This is a genomic window from Sphingomonas sp. BLCC-B65 (assembly GCF_028550675.1).
Lineage (GTDB): Bacteria > Actinomycetota > Actinomycetes > Actinomycetales > Microbacteriaceae > Microbacterium.
Map to the genome: position 1 here is coordinate 1,822,883 of NZ_JAQQGL010000001.1, position 14,859 is coordinate 1,837,741.

Sequence of the window (14,859 nt, forward strand, 5' to 3'; positions counted from 1 at the left end):
TCTCCGCTGACGGCCTAGGCGTAGATGAACAAGGGCACCGCGAGGAGGCCCAGCAGACCCGCCCCGACCGCGACGAGCAACCATACTTGCAGCCCCCGTTGTCGGATCTTGCGCGTTCGGGCGAAGATCACGCCGATCAGCGCACCCACGAGCCCGCCGCCGATGTGAGCCGGCCACGCGATGCCCGATCCGGGCAGGAACGTGATCACGAGGTTGATCCCGAGAAGCACGGCGATCGCGGTGACGTTGGCGCCGAGGTGACGACCGATGACGAACATCGCGCCCAGAAGACCCCAGACCGCACCGGAAGCGCCGACGACCCATGTCGTCGGCGCGACGAAGGCGCCCAGCACGGATCCACCCAACGCGCTCAGGAGGTAGAGCGCCAAGAAACGCCACCGCCCGAGCAGCGGTTCGAGACTGCGTCCCAGCGCCCACAGCGCCAGCATGTTGAAGGCGATGTGGAAAGGGCTCGCGTGCACGAGCGTCACGGTCAACAATCGCCAAGGCTGCGTGTAGGCCAGCCACGGTGCGAACGCAAAAAGACTCTGAACCAGCGGGCCGATGCCCGGGATCAGTCCGATCAGGTAGAACACGGTGGTGACGATGACCAACGTGTACGTCACGACCGGTTTGCCGTCGATGCCGGACGGACGCCGTCGCGGCATCCGCGTGACATTCGCCTTGGCGGCCTGGCGCTGCTCGGCGAGGCACTCCGGACAGATCACGCCCACCGGCAGCGGCGTCTGGCACTCTCCGCAGATCGTGCGCAGACACCGCTGGCAGAGCACGAAGCTCTGGCGGTCAGGATGCCGGTAGCAGAAGTTGTCCGGATTGGTGCGGATGTCGGAGTCGGTCACGCGGGCCGGTTCCGCTCTCTTCAGGCGGGGACGACGTCGATCGAGCTGATCACGACGGGCTCGATCGGGCGGTCGCCCGCGGCGGTGGGAACGGCCGAGATCGCGTCGACGACGGCACGCGAGGCGTCGTCGGCGACCTCGCCGAAGATCGTGTGCTTGCCGTTGAGCCACGGCGTCGGATCGGTCGTGATAAAGAACTGCGAGCCGTTGGTGCCCTCGGCCTTGCCCGTGATGGCGTTGCGGCGCAGTCCGGCGTTGGCCATCGCGAGCAGGTAGGGCGCACCGAAGGTGAGCTCGGGATGGATCTCGTCGTTGAAGTTGTAGCCCGGGCCCCCGACGCCCTGACCGAGCGGGTCGCCGCCCTGGATCATGAAGTTCGGGATGATGCGGTGGAAGATGACGTCCTTGTACAGCGGACCCTCGCCGGGCTTGCCGGTCGCCGGGTGCGTCCAGGCCTGCGAGCCGTCGGCCAGACCCGTGAAGTTCTGCACGGTGCGCGGTGCGTGGTCTCCGAAGAGGTTGACGACGATGTCGCCGTGGTTGGTGTGGATGGTCGCGACGGCGGTGTGGATCGGCATGCCTAGCATTCTCTCACCTGTCAACCCCTCGCGAGGCCCGGGAGGTCTGGCAAGATGGGATGAAACCCAGCCGGAACCCAGGGAGGGCACCGTGAGCCTCAGCCGCAAGCGCAAGAAGGAACTCCGCAAGCTCCAGCACCAGGCGAACACGCTGTGGGAGTCGCAGCAGGTCCTGATCGGACAGGCGGGCGAGGTCGCCCGCGAAGCCGGCCGCCAGCTCGGCAACTACAACCGCGAGCAGGTCGTGCCGACCGTGCAGCACACCTACGAGAAGTACGCCGCCCCCTATGTCGAGCAGGGCGTCGCGACCTCCAAGAAGGTCTACAACGACAAGGTCGTCCCGACGGCGGGTGCCCTGATCGGTTCGGCGCTCTCGGTGTGGGATGCCGCGAACGAGAAGCGCCAGGATCTGGCCGCCGGTCGCGGTTTCGGATCGATCGACCTCGCCGCCCTGCAGAAGAAGGCCGACAAGTACGGCAAGAAGGCGACGAAGCAGCTGAGCGTCCCCGCTGCGAAGAAGGGGATCGGCGCCGGGGGCGTCATCGCGATCCTCCTCGGCATCGCGGCGGCGGCCGGCGTGGTCTACGCGGCGTGGCAGACCCTTCGCGCGGACGACGAGTTGTGGGTGGCGGACGACCCGCTGCGCGCCCCGGATGCCTGATCCCCTCGACCGCGTCCGAGATGCGGCCGCCGCGCGCGACCTGGCCATCGAGCTTCGTGAGCGGCCCGCGGCATCCAGCCTTGCGGAGGCGGCCGGCCTGCTCGGTCTGCAGCCTGCTGACATCGTCAAGACACTCGTGGTCAAGAAGTCCGACGACACGTATCTGTTCGCGTTGATCCCGGGAGATCTGGCGATCTCCTGGCCGAAACTGCGCGCGCTGGTCGGGGTGAACAAGCTGAGACTCCCCGAGCCGGAGCTCGCTCTGGCCGCGACCGGCTACGAGCGGGGAACCATCGTGCCGATCGGCAGCACGAACGACTGGCCGGTGTACGCGGACGCGTCGATCGTGGGCAGACGTATCGCGATGGGTGCCGGGGCTCACGGCTACAGCCTGTTCGTCGACGCCGACGACCTCATCCGTGCATACGATGCGACGGTCGCCGACATCTCGCAGCCGGCGGCGTCCTGAGCGCATCGCGCTGCGCGCTCAGACCGCGCCGGTGACGGCCACCCCGGCCATCCCGAGCGCGATGTCGACGAGCTTCACCCGTTGCGGCGGCAGCGCCGTGAGGTCGAACCATTCCGCCCGATCGGTCGATCCGTTCTTCTCGTGGCGCAGCTGACCTCCCGTCACCTGCGCGCGGTAGACGATGCGCAGCGTATGCAGGGGCTCGGTGTCGGCAGCGAAGACCCGGCGGTTCGCCGGGATCACGCGGGAGTGGATGCCGAGGAGCGTGCCGATCCGCACGCGGTACCCGGTCTCCTCCCACACCTCTCGGCGCGCGGCATCCACGGGATCCTCGCCCTCTTCCAGGCCGCCGCCGGGCATGGTCCAAGCTCCCCGGCGCCCCTGGTGCCAGTGGGCGAGCAGCACGCGGTCGGACTCGTCGACGACGACGGCGTAGGCGGCGACCCGCAAGTCCATGCCGAGAGCCTAGCGGTCGCGATCGGCAGATCCGAGGGTCAGGCCGAAGCCGTCCGCAGCTCGCGTTCACGCAGCGCACGTTCGACGGATCCGACATCGCGGACGGCTCCACGATCGGCCGACGTCGCCATCGCCGCATACGCCCGCAGCGCCAGCGACACCGGTCGCTGACGATCGCGCGGCGCGTATCCGCCCTCGTCCAGCAGTCGGGCGCGACGTCGCTCGAGCTCGTCGTCGTCCACACGCAGGCTCATCGACCGCGACGGGATGTCGATGTCGACGATGTCACCGTCTTCGACGAGGGCGATGATCCCGCCGCTGGCTGCTTCCGGCGAGACGTGACCGATGGACAGACCCGACGTGCCGCCCGAGAAACGACCGTCGGTCACCAGGGCGCACACCTTGCCCAGGCCCCGGCCCTTGAGGAACGAGGTGGGATGCAGCATCTCCTGCATACCCGGGCCGCCCTTGGGACCCTCGTACCGGATCACGACGACGTCACCCGGCTGCACCTTCTTGCCGAGGATCTTCGCCACCGCCTCCTCTTGCGACTCGCAGACCACCGCAGGACCCGAGAACACCAGGATCGAGGGGTCCACGCCCGCGGTCTTGACCACGGCGCCGTCCACCGCGAGGTTGCCGCGCAGCACCGCGAGACCACCGTCGGCGGAGTAGGCGTGCGCGACGGAGCGGATGCAGCCGTTCTCGGCATCCTCGTCCAGGGTCGCCCAGCGCTCCGACTGCGAGAACGCGCTCGAGGAGCGCACGCCTCCGGGTGCCGCGTGCCAGAGCTCACGCGCCGCGTCGGAAGCCGTGCCCCCGCGCACGTCCCACTCGCCCAGCCACGCGTCCAGCGAGGCCGCGTGGATCGACGAGACATCGGCGTTGAGCAGCCCCGCGCGGTGCAGCTCGCCGAGGATGGTGGGGATGCCGCCGGCGCGGTGCACGTCCTCCATGTAGTACATGCGGCCGTAGGCCGGGTTGGGTGCGATCTTCGCGAGGCACGGCACGCGACGGGAGATGGCGTCGATCTCGTCGAGACCGAAGTCGATGCCGGCCTCGTGCGCCGCGGCCAGCAAGTGCAGGATCGTGTTCGTCGATCCGCCCATCGCGATGTCGAGCGCCATCGCGTTGGCGAAGGCCGCCGGGCTCGCGACGGCGCGCGGGAGCACCGACGCGTCGTCTTCGTCGTAGAAGGCGCGGGTGATCTGGACCGCGACCTCCCCGGCCTTCTCGTACAGTGCCCGGCGGGCGGTGTGGGTCGCCAGTACCGAGCCGTTGCCGGGGAGGGCGAGGCCGAGCGCCTCGACGAGACAGTTCATCGAGTTCGCTGTGAACATGCCCGAGCACGATCCGCACGTCGGGCAGGCGTTCTCCTCGATGCGCTGGATGTCGGCATCCGACACCGTGTCGTTCGCCGCCTCGGAGATCGCGTCGACCAGGTCGAGGGTGCGGACGGTCCCGTCGACCAGAGTCGCCCGGCCCGACTCCATCGGGCCGCCCGAGACGAAGACGGTCGGAATGTTGAGGCGGAGGGCCGCCATCAGCATTCCGGGCGTGATCTTGTCGCAGTTGGAGATGCACACGAGCGCGTCGGCCTGGTGCGCGTTGACCATGTATTCCACCGAGTCGGCGATCAGATCGCGTGAGGGCAGCGAGTACAGCATGCCACCGTGCCCCATGGCGATGCCGTCGTCGACGGCGATGGTGTTGAACTCGCGCGGGATGCCGCCGGCCGCGGTGATCGCGTCGGAGACGATGCGGCCCACCGGCTGCAGGTGCGTGTGGCCGGGGACGAACTCGGTGAAGCTGTTCGCGACGGCGATCATCGGCTTGCCGAAGTCGGCCGCGTTCACGCCGGCGGCGCGGAACAGGGCACGGGCGCCAGCAGCGTTGCGGCCGTGAGTGACGGTGCGAGAGCGCAGAGGGGTGGGCATGGTTCCACTCTGGATGCCGCGGCGCGCGGTCGGAAGTCTGCGCTGCTCCTAGTAGTGGCAGTACTAGGTTTGTGGGGTGACTGACGAGAGCACCCGCGACGACGGCCGTCAGCGGCGGCAGGAGCTGGGCTCGTTCCTGCGACGCCAACGCGAGCGCCTGGAGCGGGCCGCCTACGGGCTGCCGCCGGCCGGCCGTGGTCGCGCCGTGGGCCTCCGACGTGAGGAGGTCTCGTACCTGTCGGGGGTGAGCGTCACCTGGTACACGTGGCTCGAGCAGGGGCGCGACATCCACCCCTCGCGCCAAGTCCTGGACGCCGTCGCGGCGGCGCTTCGCCTCACCGACGCCGAACACGACTACGTCCTCAGTCTCGTCGGTCTCGCACCGCGGCCGGCCGTGCGCGCGGATGCCGTAGACGTCGCGCCCGCCCACGTGCAGCGCTTTCTCGACGCCCTCGACGAGCATCCGGCCTATGCACTCGCCCCCGACTGGGGGATCGCCGGGTGGAACAGCGCGTACGAGCGCCTGTACCCCGGCGTGGCCACGACCTCGTCGGAAGATCGCAACCTTCTGTGGCTGGTCTTCACCGACCCCTCGGTGCGCTCGCTGCTGGACGACTGGGACGACACGAGCCGGCGATTCCTCGCCGAGTTCCGCGCCGAGGCCGGACCTCGTCTGGGAGATCCGCGCTACCGCGATCTGGTTGCGCGACTGATCGCGGCCAGCGACGACTTCCGCACCCGGTGGAACGAGCACGGCGTGGGGGGCTTCGTCTCGCGCGAGCGCGTGTTCCGCCATCCCGAACGGGGGCGGCTGGTGTTCGAGCACCACCAGCTGCGACCGTCGGATCACACCGACGTGCAACTCGTGGTCTACGTCGCGGATGCCGAGACCCGACGGCGCTTCGCGCGCACGACGGACTGAGGCTGCGCCGCCGGTCAGGCGAGCTTCGCGACGATCGCGGCGATGCGTCGCGTGCGGGTCTCATCCGTCTTGGCCGAGACGACGTTCGTGACGTGCGCCTTGCGCGCGCTGGGAGCGAGCGCGTCGAAGCGCGCGCGGATCCCGGCATCGTCCAAGGCGACGGCGAGATCGTCCGGGACCTCGACCGTCCGCGGTGCCGTGTCGAGCTCGAGGGTGACCTCGATCGCGTCACCGCCGGCGAGGCCGGTCGCCGCGCGCTTGTCGGACGAGAACGGGATGAGGTGGCGTCCACCCATCACCGCGAGCGTGCTCGGGTAGGTGAAGCCGTTCACGGTGACCGTGACCGCTGCACGGCTGCCGCCGCCGAGGGCCTCGACCACCTCTGGGGGAACCACGATGCCCGTGTTGTTTCCCTGCTGGAAGAGCGTCGTTTCGAACCGCATGCTGCGAGTATGTCAGCGTGCGAAGCCGAGGGGAGAAAAACTGTGGAGCCTAGGAGATTCGAACTCCTGACATCCTGCTTGCAAAGCAGGCGCTCTACCAACTGAGCTAAGGCCCCGGACGGGTAGTGGTGGGGCTACCAGGACTTGAACCTGGGACCTCTTCATTATCAGTGAAGCGCTCTAACCGCCTGAGCTATAGCCCCGTCCGGAGGCGGCGTTGCCGCCGTCAACCTCCAAGACTTTACCCGACGAGCGGGCAAACAAAAAATCGGTCAGTTGGACGTGAAGCCGACGAGCAGTCCGCCGGTCACCTTGACCATCAGGTTGTAGATCCCGGCGACGACGGCGCCCAGCACCGTGATCACGATCAGGTTCAGGATGGCCACCACGGAGGAGAACGCCATGACCTGCGCCAGGTTGATCACATCGCTCAACTTGAAGTTGTCGTCGAAGGCCTTGAAGAGGTCGTCGAGCTTGCCGATCAGTCCCGTCGTGCTGAGCACCGTGTAGATCAGGAAGCTCGCCACCACCGTGACGATCGCGACGGCCACCGCGGCGAGGAAGGACAGCTTCACGGCGGACCAGAAGTCCACGTACACGAGGCGCAGACGCACCTGCTTGGCGCTGGTCTTACTGGATGACTTCTTGGCGAGCTTGTCGGCTACCGTGCTCATGCGTCGGTGTCACTTCCTTCGGGGCGCGAAGCGGGGGAGTCTTCGGCGTCGGTGGTCTCGGCCGGGTCCTGCTCCGCTCGGAGCGCTCGCTCCGAGTTCCGTGCGATTGCGAGGATGCGATCGTCGTCGTCGGGACGGGCGAAGACCACTCCCATGGTGTCGCGACCCTTCGCAGGCACCTCGGCCACGGCAGAGCGTACCACCTTGCCGCTGGCAAGAACCACCAAGACCTCGTCGTCCTCACCGACGATCAGACCGCCGGCGAGATCGCCCCGGTCCTCGTTCAGCTTGGCGACCTTGATGCCCAGTCCGCCACGTCCCTGGAGGCGGTACTGGTCGACAGCGGTGCGCTTGGCGTACCCGCCTTCGGTCACGACGAAGACGTAGGCATCGTCCTTCGCGACGGATGCCGACAGCAGCGTGTCACCCTCGCGGAACGACATCCCCTTCACACCCTCGGTCGAGCGGCCCATGGGACGCAGCGACTCGTCGGTCGCGGTGAAGCGCAGCGACATGCCCTGACGGGAGATGAGGAGGATGTCGTCGGTGTCGTCGACGAGCAGCGCGCTGACGACCTCGTCGCCGTCCTCCTCATCCTGCCCACGCAGGCGGATCGCGATGATGCCACCCTGACGATTGGTGTCGTACTCGCTGAGGAAGGTCTTCTTGATCTTGCCGTCGCGGGTCGCGAGCACGAGGTACTGGGCGACCTTGTAGTCGCGGATGTCCAGGATCTGCGCGATCTCCTCACCCGGCTGCAGTGCCAGCAGGTTCGCGACGTGCTGACCCTTCGCGTCGCGGCCGGCCTCGGGAACCTCGTACGCCTTCGACCGGTAGACGCGGCCCTTGGTGGTGAAGAAGAGCAGCCAATGATGTGTGGTCGTCACGAAGAAGTGTTCGACGACATCGTCGGCCCGCAGCTGGGCGCCCTTGACGCCCTTGCCGCCGCGATGCTGGGAACGATAGTTGTCACTGCGCGTGCGCTTGATGTACCCGTCGCGGGTGACGGTGATGACCATCTCCTCTTCGGGGATGAGGTCTTCCATCGACATGTCGCCGTCGAAGCCGTGCAGGATGTGCGTGCGACGGTCGTCACCGAACTTGTCGACGATGCCGGTGAGCTCCTCGGCGATGATCGTCCGCTGGCGCGCCGGCGAGACGAGGATGTCGTTGAGATCGGCGATCTGCGCCTCGAGCTCCGTCGCCTCGTCGATGATCTTCTGCCGCTCCAGCGCGGCGAGGCGACGCAGCTGCATGGCCAGGATCGCGTCGGCCTGGATGTCGTCGATCTCCAGGAGCGCCTTGAGTCCTTCGCGGGCCTCCTCGACCGTCGGCGAGCGACGGATGAGCGCGATGACCTCGTCGAGCGCGTCGAGTGCCTTCAGGTACGCACGCAGGATGTGCATGCGCTCCTCGGCCTTGCGGAGTCGGAAGGCCGTGCGACGGACGATCACCTCGACCTGGTGCTCGATCCAGTACGTGATGAACCCGTCGAGGGCGAGCGTGCGCGGCACCCCGTCGACGATCGCCAGCATGTTGGCGCCGAAGTTCTCCTGCAGCTGGGTGTGCTTGTAGAGGTTGTTCAGCACGACCTTGGCGACGGCATCCCGCTTGAGGACGATGACGAGACGCTGACCCGTGCGATCGCTCGTCTCATCGCGGATGTCAGCGATGCCGGTGATGCGACCATCGCGCGCGAGATCGCGGATCTTCAGCGCGACGTTGTCGGGGTTGACCTGGTAGGGCAGCTCGGTGATCACGAGGCACGTACGGCCCTGGATCTCCTCGACGTTCACGACGGCGCGCATCGTGATCGAACCCCGACCGGTGCGCTGCGCTTCGCGGATGCCCTTGGTTCCGAGGATCTGCGCCCCGGTGGGGAAGTCCGGCCCGTGGATGCGGCTCATGAGCGCCTCGAGCAGCTCCTCGCGCGGCGCGTCCGGGTTCTCCAGCGCCCACAGGGCACCTTCCGCGACCTCGCGGAGGTTGTGTGGCGGGATGTTGGTCGCCATGCCGACCGCGATGCCGACCGAGCCGTTGACCAGCAGGTTCGGGAAGCGCGACGGCAGCACCGTCGGCTCCTGCGTCTTGCCGTCGTAGTTCGGCTCGAAGTCGACGGTGTCCTCGTCGATGTCGCGCACCATCTCCATGGCGAGCGCAGCCATCTTCGTTTCGGTGTACCGCGGCGCGGCCGCACCCTGGTTGCCCGGGGATCCGAAGTTTCCCTGACCGTCGGCCAGCGGGTAGCGCAGCGACCACGGCTGCACGAGGCGCACGAGCGCGTCGTAGATCGCACTGTCACCGTGCGGGTGATACTGACCCATCACCTCGCCGACGACGCGCGCGCACTTGTTGAAGCTCTTGTCAGGGCGGTAGCCCCCGTCGTACATGCCGTAGATGACACGGCGGTGCACGGGCTTCAGACCGTCACGGACGTCGGGCAGGGCGCGGCCGACGATGACGCTCATCGCGTAGTCGAGATAGCTACGCTGCATCTCGACCTGGAGGTCGACCTGGTCGATGTTGCCGTGGTTGTGGCCGGCGTTCGGGTCGGGGCGTTCTTCGTCAGTCATGTCTTCTCGTTCTCACGGGGCCGGGGTGCGTGTTTCGCGTTTCGACTCGTCGCTGCGCTCCTCGCTCGACGAGTCGAAAGGCATCAGATGTCGAGGAAGCGGACGTCCTTGGCGTTGCGCTGGATGAAGCTGCGTCGCGACTCGACGTCCTCACCCATGAGCACCGAGAAGATCTCGTCCGCTGCGGCCGCGTCATCGATCGTCACCTGACGGAGCGTTCGCGTGTTGTGGTCCATGGTCGTCTCCCACAACTCCTTCGGGTTCATCTCTCCGAGACCCTTGTAGCGCTGGATGCCCGACTCCTTGGGAATGCGCTTGCCCCCGGCCAGACCGTCGGCAAGGAGCGCATCGCGCTCGCGGTCGCTGAACACGTACTCGTGCTCGGCATTGGTCCACTTCAGGCGATACAGCGGCGGCATGGCGAGATAGACAAAGCCGGCCTCGATGAGTCCGCGCATGTAGCGGAACAGCAACGTCAGCAGCAGCGTCGTGATGTGCTGGCCGTCGACGTCGGCATCGGCCATCAGCACGATCTTGTGATACCGCGCCTTGGCGACGTCGAAGTCCTCGCCGATGCCGCAGCCGAACGCCGAGATGATCGCCTGGATCTCGTTGTTGCCGAGCGCACGGTCCAATCGCGCCTTCTCGACATTGAGCACCTTGCCGCGCAGCGAGAGGATCGCCTGCGTCTCGGGGTCGCGACCGCGGACGGCCGAGCCGCCGGCCGAGTCGCCCTCGACGAGGAAGATCTCACTGATCGACGGGTCTTTGCTCGTGCAGTCCTTGAGCTTGTCGGGCATGGATGCCGACTCGAACACGCTCTTGCGGCGCGCGGTCTCGCGCGCCTTGCGTGCGGCCAGCCGTGCCGTGGCGGCATCGATGGCCTTCATGATGACGCGCTTCGCCTGGGCGGGGTTGCGGTCGAGCCAGTCGGTGAGCTGATCGCCGACGACCTTCTGCACGAACGCCTTCGCCTCGGTGTTGCCGAGCTTCGTCTTGGTCTGTCCCTCGAACTGCGGTTCCGACAGCTTCACGGAGATGACGGCGGTGAGGCCCTCGCGGATGTCCTCGCCCGTGAGGTTGTCGTCCTTCTCCTTGAGCAGGCCCTTCTCACGCGCGTACTTGTTGATGTACGTGGTCATCGCCGCGCGGAAGCCCTCTTCATGGGTGCCGCCCTCGTGCGTGTTGATCGTGTTCGCGAAGGTGAAGACGTTCTCTGTGTAGCTCGTGGTCCACTGCATGGCGAGCTCGAGCGAGATGTGGCGCTCCGTGTCCTCGGATTCGACCTCGATGATCTCGTCGTTGACGACCTCGGCCTTGCGGATCTTGTTGAGGTACTCGACGTAGTCCACCAGTCCGCGCTCGTAGTGGAAGTCGTCGAAGGGCTGCTTCTCGACGGCCTGGCCGTCCTCACCGTCGACGAGGTAGGCCGACGAGGGACGCAGATCACTCAGCGTGATGCGCAGCCCCTTGTTGAGGAACGCCGTCTGCTGGAAGCGCGTGCGCAGGGTGTCGTAGTCGAAGTCGATCGTCTCGAAGATCGACGCGTCCGGCCAGAACGTGATGGTCGTGCCGGTCTCCTCGGTCGCCTCGTCCTGGCTCAGCGGGGCCTGCGGCACACCGCCGTCGCGGAACGACTGCCGCCACACGTGTCCCTGCCGACGTACTTCGACATCCAGCCGGGTCGACAGCGCATTGACCACCGACGAGCCGACGCCGTGCAGTCCACCGGAGACCGCATACCCGCCGCCGCCGAACTTGCCGCCGGCGTGGAGCACGGTCAGCACGACCTCCACGGTCGACTTGCCCTCGGTCTTGTGCATGTCGACCGGAATGCCACGACCGTTGTCGACCACGCGGATCGCGCCGTCTTCGAGAATCGTGACCGTGATGGTGTCGCAGTAGCCGGCGAGTGCCTCGTCGACGGAGTTGTCGACGATCTCGTACACGAGGTGGTGGAGACCGCGCTCACCGGTCGAGCCGATGTACATGCCGGGGCGCTTGCGCACCGCCTCGAGGCCTTCGAGCACCTGGATGGCGTCGGCCCCGTAATCGTTCTCGACCTTCTGTGACTGCTTCGGAGGAAGTTCCTGAGGAACGCTGTCGGGGGTATCGGACGTCATAGGTTTCGAGCGCTCCTGGATGGTCGATCAGAGACGTCTCATCCTACCCCCACACGACCCTCGAAAGCCCGGAGAAGGCCCCTGTGGCGCCCTGAAATCGTTCCAGATGCCCTCGGACCCTCTTCAGCCGTAGGTATCGCGAGGACCCCGCCCTGGAACGGCTCTGGGGCCCCATTTCCATGAGGGGACGTCCGGTCCCACGAATCGGACATTCTGCACCCCGGCATCCGGGAAGCGCCGCATCAGCTGCGTCACGATCTCCGCGCGCATCAGCTGCAGGTTCTTCGCCCACGCCGTCGAATCGCACTGCACGGTCAGAAGTCCGTCGGCGAGGGCGACGGGGTGCGCGTGGCGGGCCGTCTCCTCACCGGCGACATCCGTCCACTGGAGGACGAGGTCCTCACGCGCCAGCTGCGCGTCCCAGCCCGACTGGCGTGTGAGGTCCGAGAGAACGTCGGCAACCCCCTTCGGATCGCGGCCGGGAGCGAACGGCTGTTTGTCATCGTCGTCGACAGAGCGCTTCTTGCGCCGGCGCGCCGTGCGCGCAGACGGCTCCAGGCCGCGCAGGCGCAGGTACGTGCCGATCGTCTCCGGGATCTCGTCACTCATCGTCGACCTTCGCATCCTCGTCCGTGTCGGCGGCCACGATCGTTCCCGCGACCACGCGCACCGTCCGCGCGCGCAGTGCGGCAGGCACATCCTCCTCGACGGCGGCCGTGACGACCACCTGCTCGTAGCCCTCGACGAGTGCCGCCAGGCGCGAACGGCGATCGGCGTCGAGCTCGGCGAAGACATCATCGAGGATCAGCACCGGATCGCCCAGCTGCGACTGCGCACGCAGAAGCTCTGCCGACGCGAGACGCAGGGCGAGGGCGACCGACCAGGATTCACCGTGCGATGCGTAGCCCTTCACCGGCAGGCCGCGCACCCGCAGCAGGAGATCATCGCGATGTGGACCGACCAACGTCAGCCCTCGTTCCAGCTCCGACGCGCGCACAGCGACGAGCTGCTCGCGGAAGATGCGCTGGATGTCCCCGGCACCCAGCCCCCTCACGGTCGCCGGCGAGCCGTCGACGGGCGCGATGTCGTCATCGTCGAGGTCGAGGCCGCCGATGGAGAGCATCCACTCCATCTCGGGCCGATGGTCGGCGCCGGCGATCGCGGTGTAGGCCCGCGCGACGGGACCGGCGAGATCGTCGACGAGGGCGAGTCGCGCGCGGATCACGTCGGTGCCGAGCTGGACGAGCTTGTCGTCCCAGACGTCCAAGGTGGACAGTGCATCACCACGCACGCCACGCGCACGCGCCGACTTCAGCAGAGCGGTGCGCTGCTTGAGGACGCGGTCGTAATCGGAGAGCACTCCCGCCATCCGCGGTGAGCGCTGGATGAGGAGCTGGTCGGCGAAGCGGCGGCGCGCGGAGGGATCGGACCGGACGATCTGCAGATCTTCCGGCGCGAACAGGACGACCTGGGCGTAACGCGGCAGCTCCGACGTCTTCACCGGTGAGCCGTTGACGCGCGCCTTGTTGCTGCCCGTCCGGTTCACCTGTGCCTCGAGCATCACGCGACGTTCACCGTACGCGAGACGCATGCGCACGATGGCGGCATCCGCGCCGTCGCGCACCATCGGAGCGTCCTGCGACACGCGATGCGACCCGAGTGTGGCGAAGAAGCCGATGGCTTCGGCGAGGTTCGTCTTGCCCTGGCCGTTGCGGCCGACGAAGACGTTGGCGCCGGCATCCAGCGTGACGTCGGCGGCCGCATAGTTGCGGAAGTCGACGAGGCTGAGCTGCTCCACGATCACCGACCCAGCCTATTCGGCGGTGCCGACTCCCGACGGTGCGCCGGGAGAGCGCAGAAGACGTCAGCGCAGCAGCAGGTTGGGCTGCAACAGGTACTTGAAGCTCTCGGGCGTCCCGGACGTCTGCGGCGTGATCAGCACGGGGCTGAGCTTGTTGGCGTTGTCGCTGGAGGTGAAGGTGATCCGCGCGAACTCGCTCTTGACGGCGCCGAGGGCCTCGAGGAGGTACTGCGGGTTCAGTCCCAGCGTCACGTCCTCGCCGGTGAGGGTCGCATCGACCGACTCGGTCGCCCGGGCCTGCTCGGTGCCCGAGGCATCCATCGAGACGCCGTCCGCGGTGAACGTGAATCGCAGCGGCGCGGAGCGGTCGAGAACGAGGGCGACGCGACGGACCGCTTCGGCCAGCTCCGCCGTGTTGACGACGGCGTAGTGATCGGTCTGCTCGGGGAAGAGGCGACGCACCGGAGGGAAGTTTCCCTTGATCAGCAGCGAGGTCACCGTCTTGTTGCCCGCGGTGAAGGCGATGATCTCGCGATCGCCGGATCCGGAGAACGAGATCTGGATGTCGCCGGAGTGCGCGAAGGTCTTTCCGACCTCGGTGAGCGTACGCGCGGGCACGAGTGCGGTCGTCGACTCGTCGCTGGCGACACCCCCGCCGTCGAACTTCACGTCGCGCAGGGCCACGCGGTAGCGGTCTGTCGCGACGAGGCTGAGCTCGGTGCCCGCCACCTCCAGCTGGACACCGGTGAGCACGGGGGTGACGTCGTCACGGGAGGCAGCGAAGGCCACCTGAGCGATCGCGGTGGCGAAGTCCTCCGCCGGCACGAGTCCCGACTCGCCCGAGACCTCGGGGATCGCGGGGTATTCCTGCACCGGCATCGACGCGAGGGTGAAGCGTGCGGACCCGCAGGTGAGCAGGATGCCGTTGTCCTCGCCGACCTCGATCTGGATGGGCGCGTTGGGCAGTCGGCTCGCGATCTCGGACAGCAGCCGTCCGTGGACGAGGATGGTGCCCGGATCGTCGACCGTCGCCTCGATCGTCGTGCGCGCCGACGCCTCGTAGTCGAAGGCCGCCAGCGACAGGCCGTCCTCGGATGCCTCGATCAGCACACCCGCCAGGATCGGCTGCGGGTTGCGCTGCGGCAGGAGCTTGACGACGAACGACACGGCCTCGCTGAACACATCGCGATTCACGTGGAACTTCACTGGCGCTCCCTTGACGTCGAGTAGGGCCCTCCCATGCTAGTGCCACGATCCGAACGGATTGACCCGGCATCCTTTCGCCGTCCCTCAGCCCTCGACACCGTGAGGTGATCGAATCGGATTCCTTGATGAAGTTCTCTGTCATGGTGTTAACGGCTG

General features: G+C 67.3%; 14 protein-coding genes and 2 tRNA genes. 3 read left to right on the forward strand and 13 right to left on the reverse strand.

Annotated features, from left to right (window positions below; genetic code table 11):
• Positions 1-14: 14 nt before the first annotated feature.
• Together PP359_RS08575 and PP359_RS08580 are read right to left on the reverse strand one after the other, a co-directional pair.
• On the reverse strand, positions 15-860 hold the full coding sequence (locus tag PP359_RS08575) for a rhomboid family intramembrane serine protease (protein ID WP_112932169.1): 846 nt from the start codon (positions 858-860) through the stop codon (positions 15-17).
• A 20-nt stretch (positions 861-880) separates the two neighbouring features.
• Positions 881-1,438 carry a peptidylprolyl isomerase gene (locus PP359_RS08580; RefSeq protein WP_036282703.1) on the reverse strand — a complete coding sequence of 186 codons (558 nt, stop codon included), beginning with the start codon at positions 1,436-1,438 and terminating at the stop codon, positions 881-883.
• 91 nt (positions 1,439-1,529) lie between these two features.
• Between PP359_RS08580 and PP359_RS08585 the strand changes: the two genes are divergently transcribed.
• Together PP359_RS08585 and PP359_RS08590 are read left to right on the forward strand one after the other, a co-directional pair.
• Positions 1,530-2,099: a hypothetical protein gene (locus PP359_RS08585; protein ID WP_036319490.1), complete on the forward strand. Its 570-nt coding sequence runs from the start codon at positions 1,530-1,532 to the stop codon at positions 2,097-2,099.
• Positions 2,092-2,568, forward strand: a complete 477-nt coding sequence (locus PP359_RS08590) for an aminoacyl-tRNA deacylase (RefSeq protein WP_036319491.1) — start codon at positions 2,092-2,094, stop codon at positions 2,566-2,568. The genes PP359_RS08585 and PP359_RS08590 overlap by 8 nt, the downstream gene beginning before the upstream one ends.
• Before the next feature lie 18 nt (positions 2,569-2,586).
• On the opposite strand, the gene PP359_RS08595 is transcribed toward PP359_RS08590, so the two are convergent.
• Both PP359_RS08595 and ilvD read right to left on the reverse strand, forming a co-directional pair.
• Positions 2,587-3,024, reverse strand: coding sequence for an NUDIX hydrolase (locus tag PP359_RS08595; protein ID WP_039415234.1), 438 nt, complete (start codon positions 3,022-3,024; stop codon positions 2,587-2,589).
• A 38-nt stretch (positions 3,025-3,062) separates the two neighbouring features.
• A complete protein-coding gene (gene ilvD, locus PP359_RS08600; protein WP_499250335.1) occupies positions 3,063-4,961 on the reverse strand; it encodes a dihydroxy-acid dehydratase in 1,899 nt (632 codons plus the stop codon).
• A 76-nt stretch (positions 4,962-5,037) separates the two neighbouring features.
• Between ilvD and PP359_RS08605 the strand changes: the two genes are divergently transcribed.
• Positions 5,038-5,883, forward strand: coding sequence for a helix-turn-helix transcriptional regulator (locus PP359_RS08605; protein WP_476151468.1), 846 nt, complete (start codon positions 5,038-5,040; stop codon positions 5,881-5,883).
• A gap of 14 nt (positions 5,884-5,897) precedes the next feature.
• Here the strand turns inward: PP359_RS08605 and PP359_RS08610 are convergent, their stop codons facing one another.
• The 9 genes from PP359_RS08610 to dnaN all read right to left on the reverse strand — a co-directional run bounded on the left by PP359_RS08610 (position 5,898) and on the right by dnaN (position 14,703).
• The gene (locus PP359_RS08610) at positions 5,898-6,326 is read right to left on the reverse strand and encodes a YdeI/OmpD-associated family protein (protein ID WP_036319499.1); all 429 of its coding nucleotides are present in this window, start codon (positions 6,324-6,326) and stop codon (positions 5,898-5,900) included.
• 43 nt (positions 6,327-6,369) lie between these two features.
• Positions 6,370-6,442 (reverse strand) — tRNA-Ala (locus PP359_RS08615).
• A gap of 10 nt (positions 6,443-6,452) precedes the next feature.
• Positions 6,453-6,529, reverse strand: a tRNA-Ile gene (locus PP359_RS08620).
• Positions 6,530-6,598: 69 nt separating this feature from the next.
• Positions 6,599-7,000, reverse strand: a complete 402-nt coding sequence (locus PP359_RS08625; RefSeq protein ID WP_036319501.1) for a DUF3566 domain-containing protein — start codon at positions 6,998-7,000, stop codon at positions 6,599-6,601.
• A complete protein-coding gene (gene gyrA / locus PP359_RS08630; RefSeq protein WP_112932164.1) occupies positions 6,997-9,573 on the reverse strand; it encodes a DNA gyrase subunit A in 2,577 nt (858 codons plus the stop codon). Before gyrA ends, PP359_RS08625 begins: the two co-directional genes overlap by 4 nt.
• 83 nt (positions 9,574-9,656) lie before the next feature.
• Positions 9,657-11,696 (reverse strand): DNA topoisomerase (ATP-hydrolyzing) subunit B, encoded by a 2,040-nt coding sequence (gene gyrB, locus PP359_RS08635; protein ID WP_036319504.1) that lies wholly within the window; start codon positions 11,694-11,696, stop codon positions 9,657-9,659.
• A 123-nt stretch (positions 11,697-11,819) separates the two neighbouring features.
• A complete protein-coding gene (locus PP359_RS08640; RefSeq protein ID WP_036319506.1) occupies positions 11,820-12,305 on the reverse strand; it encodes a DciA family protein in 486 nt (161 codons plus the stop codon).
• Positions 12,298-13,500 carry a DNA replication/repair protein RecF gene (gene recF, locus PP359_RS08645; RefSeq protein ID WP_499250336.1) on the reverse strand — a complete coding sequence of 401 codons (1,203 nt, stop codon included), beginning with the start codon at positions 13,498-13,500 and terminating at the stop codon, positions 12,298-12,300. The genes PP359_RS08640 and recF overlap by 8 nt, the downstream gene beginning before the upstream one ends.
• A 60-nt stretch (positions 13,501-13,560) precedes the next feature.
• Entirely contained in the window at positions 13,561-14,703 is a 1,143-nt protein-coding gene (gene dnaN, locus PP359_RS08650) for a DNA polymerase III subunit beta (RefSeq protein ID WP_499250337.1), read from the reverse strand.
• Positions 14,704-14,859: the final 156 nt, after the last annotated feature.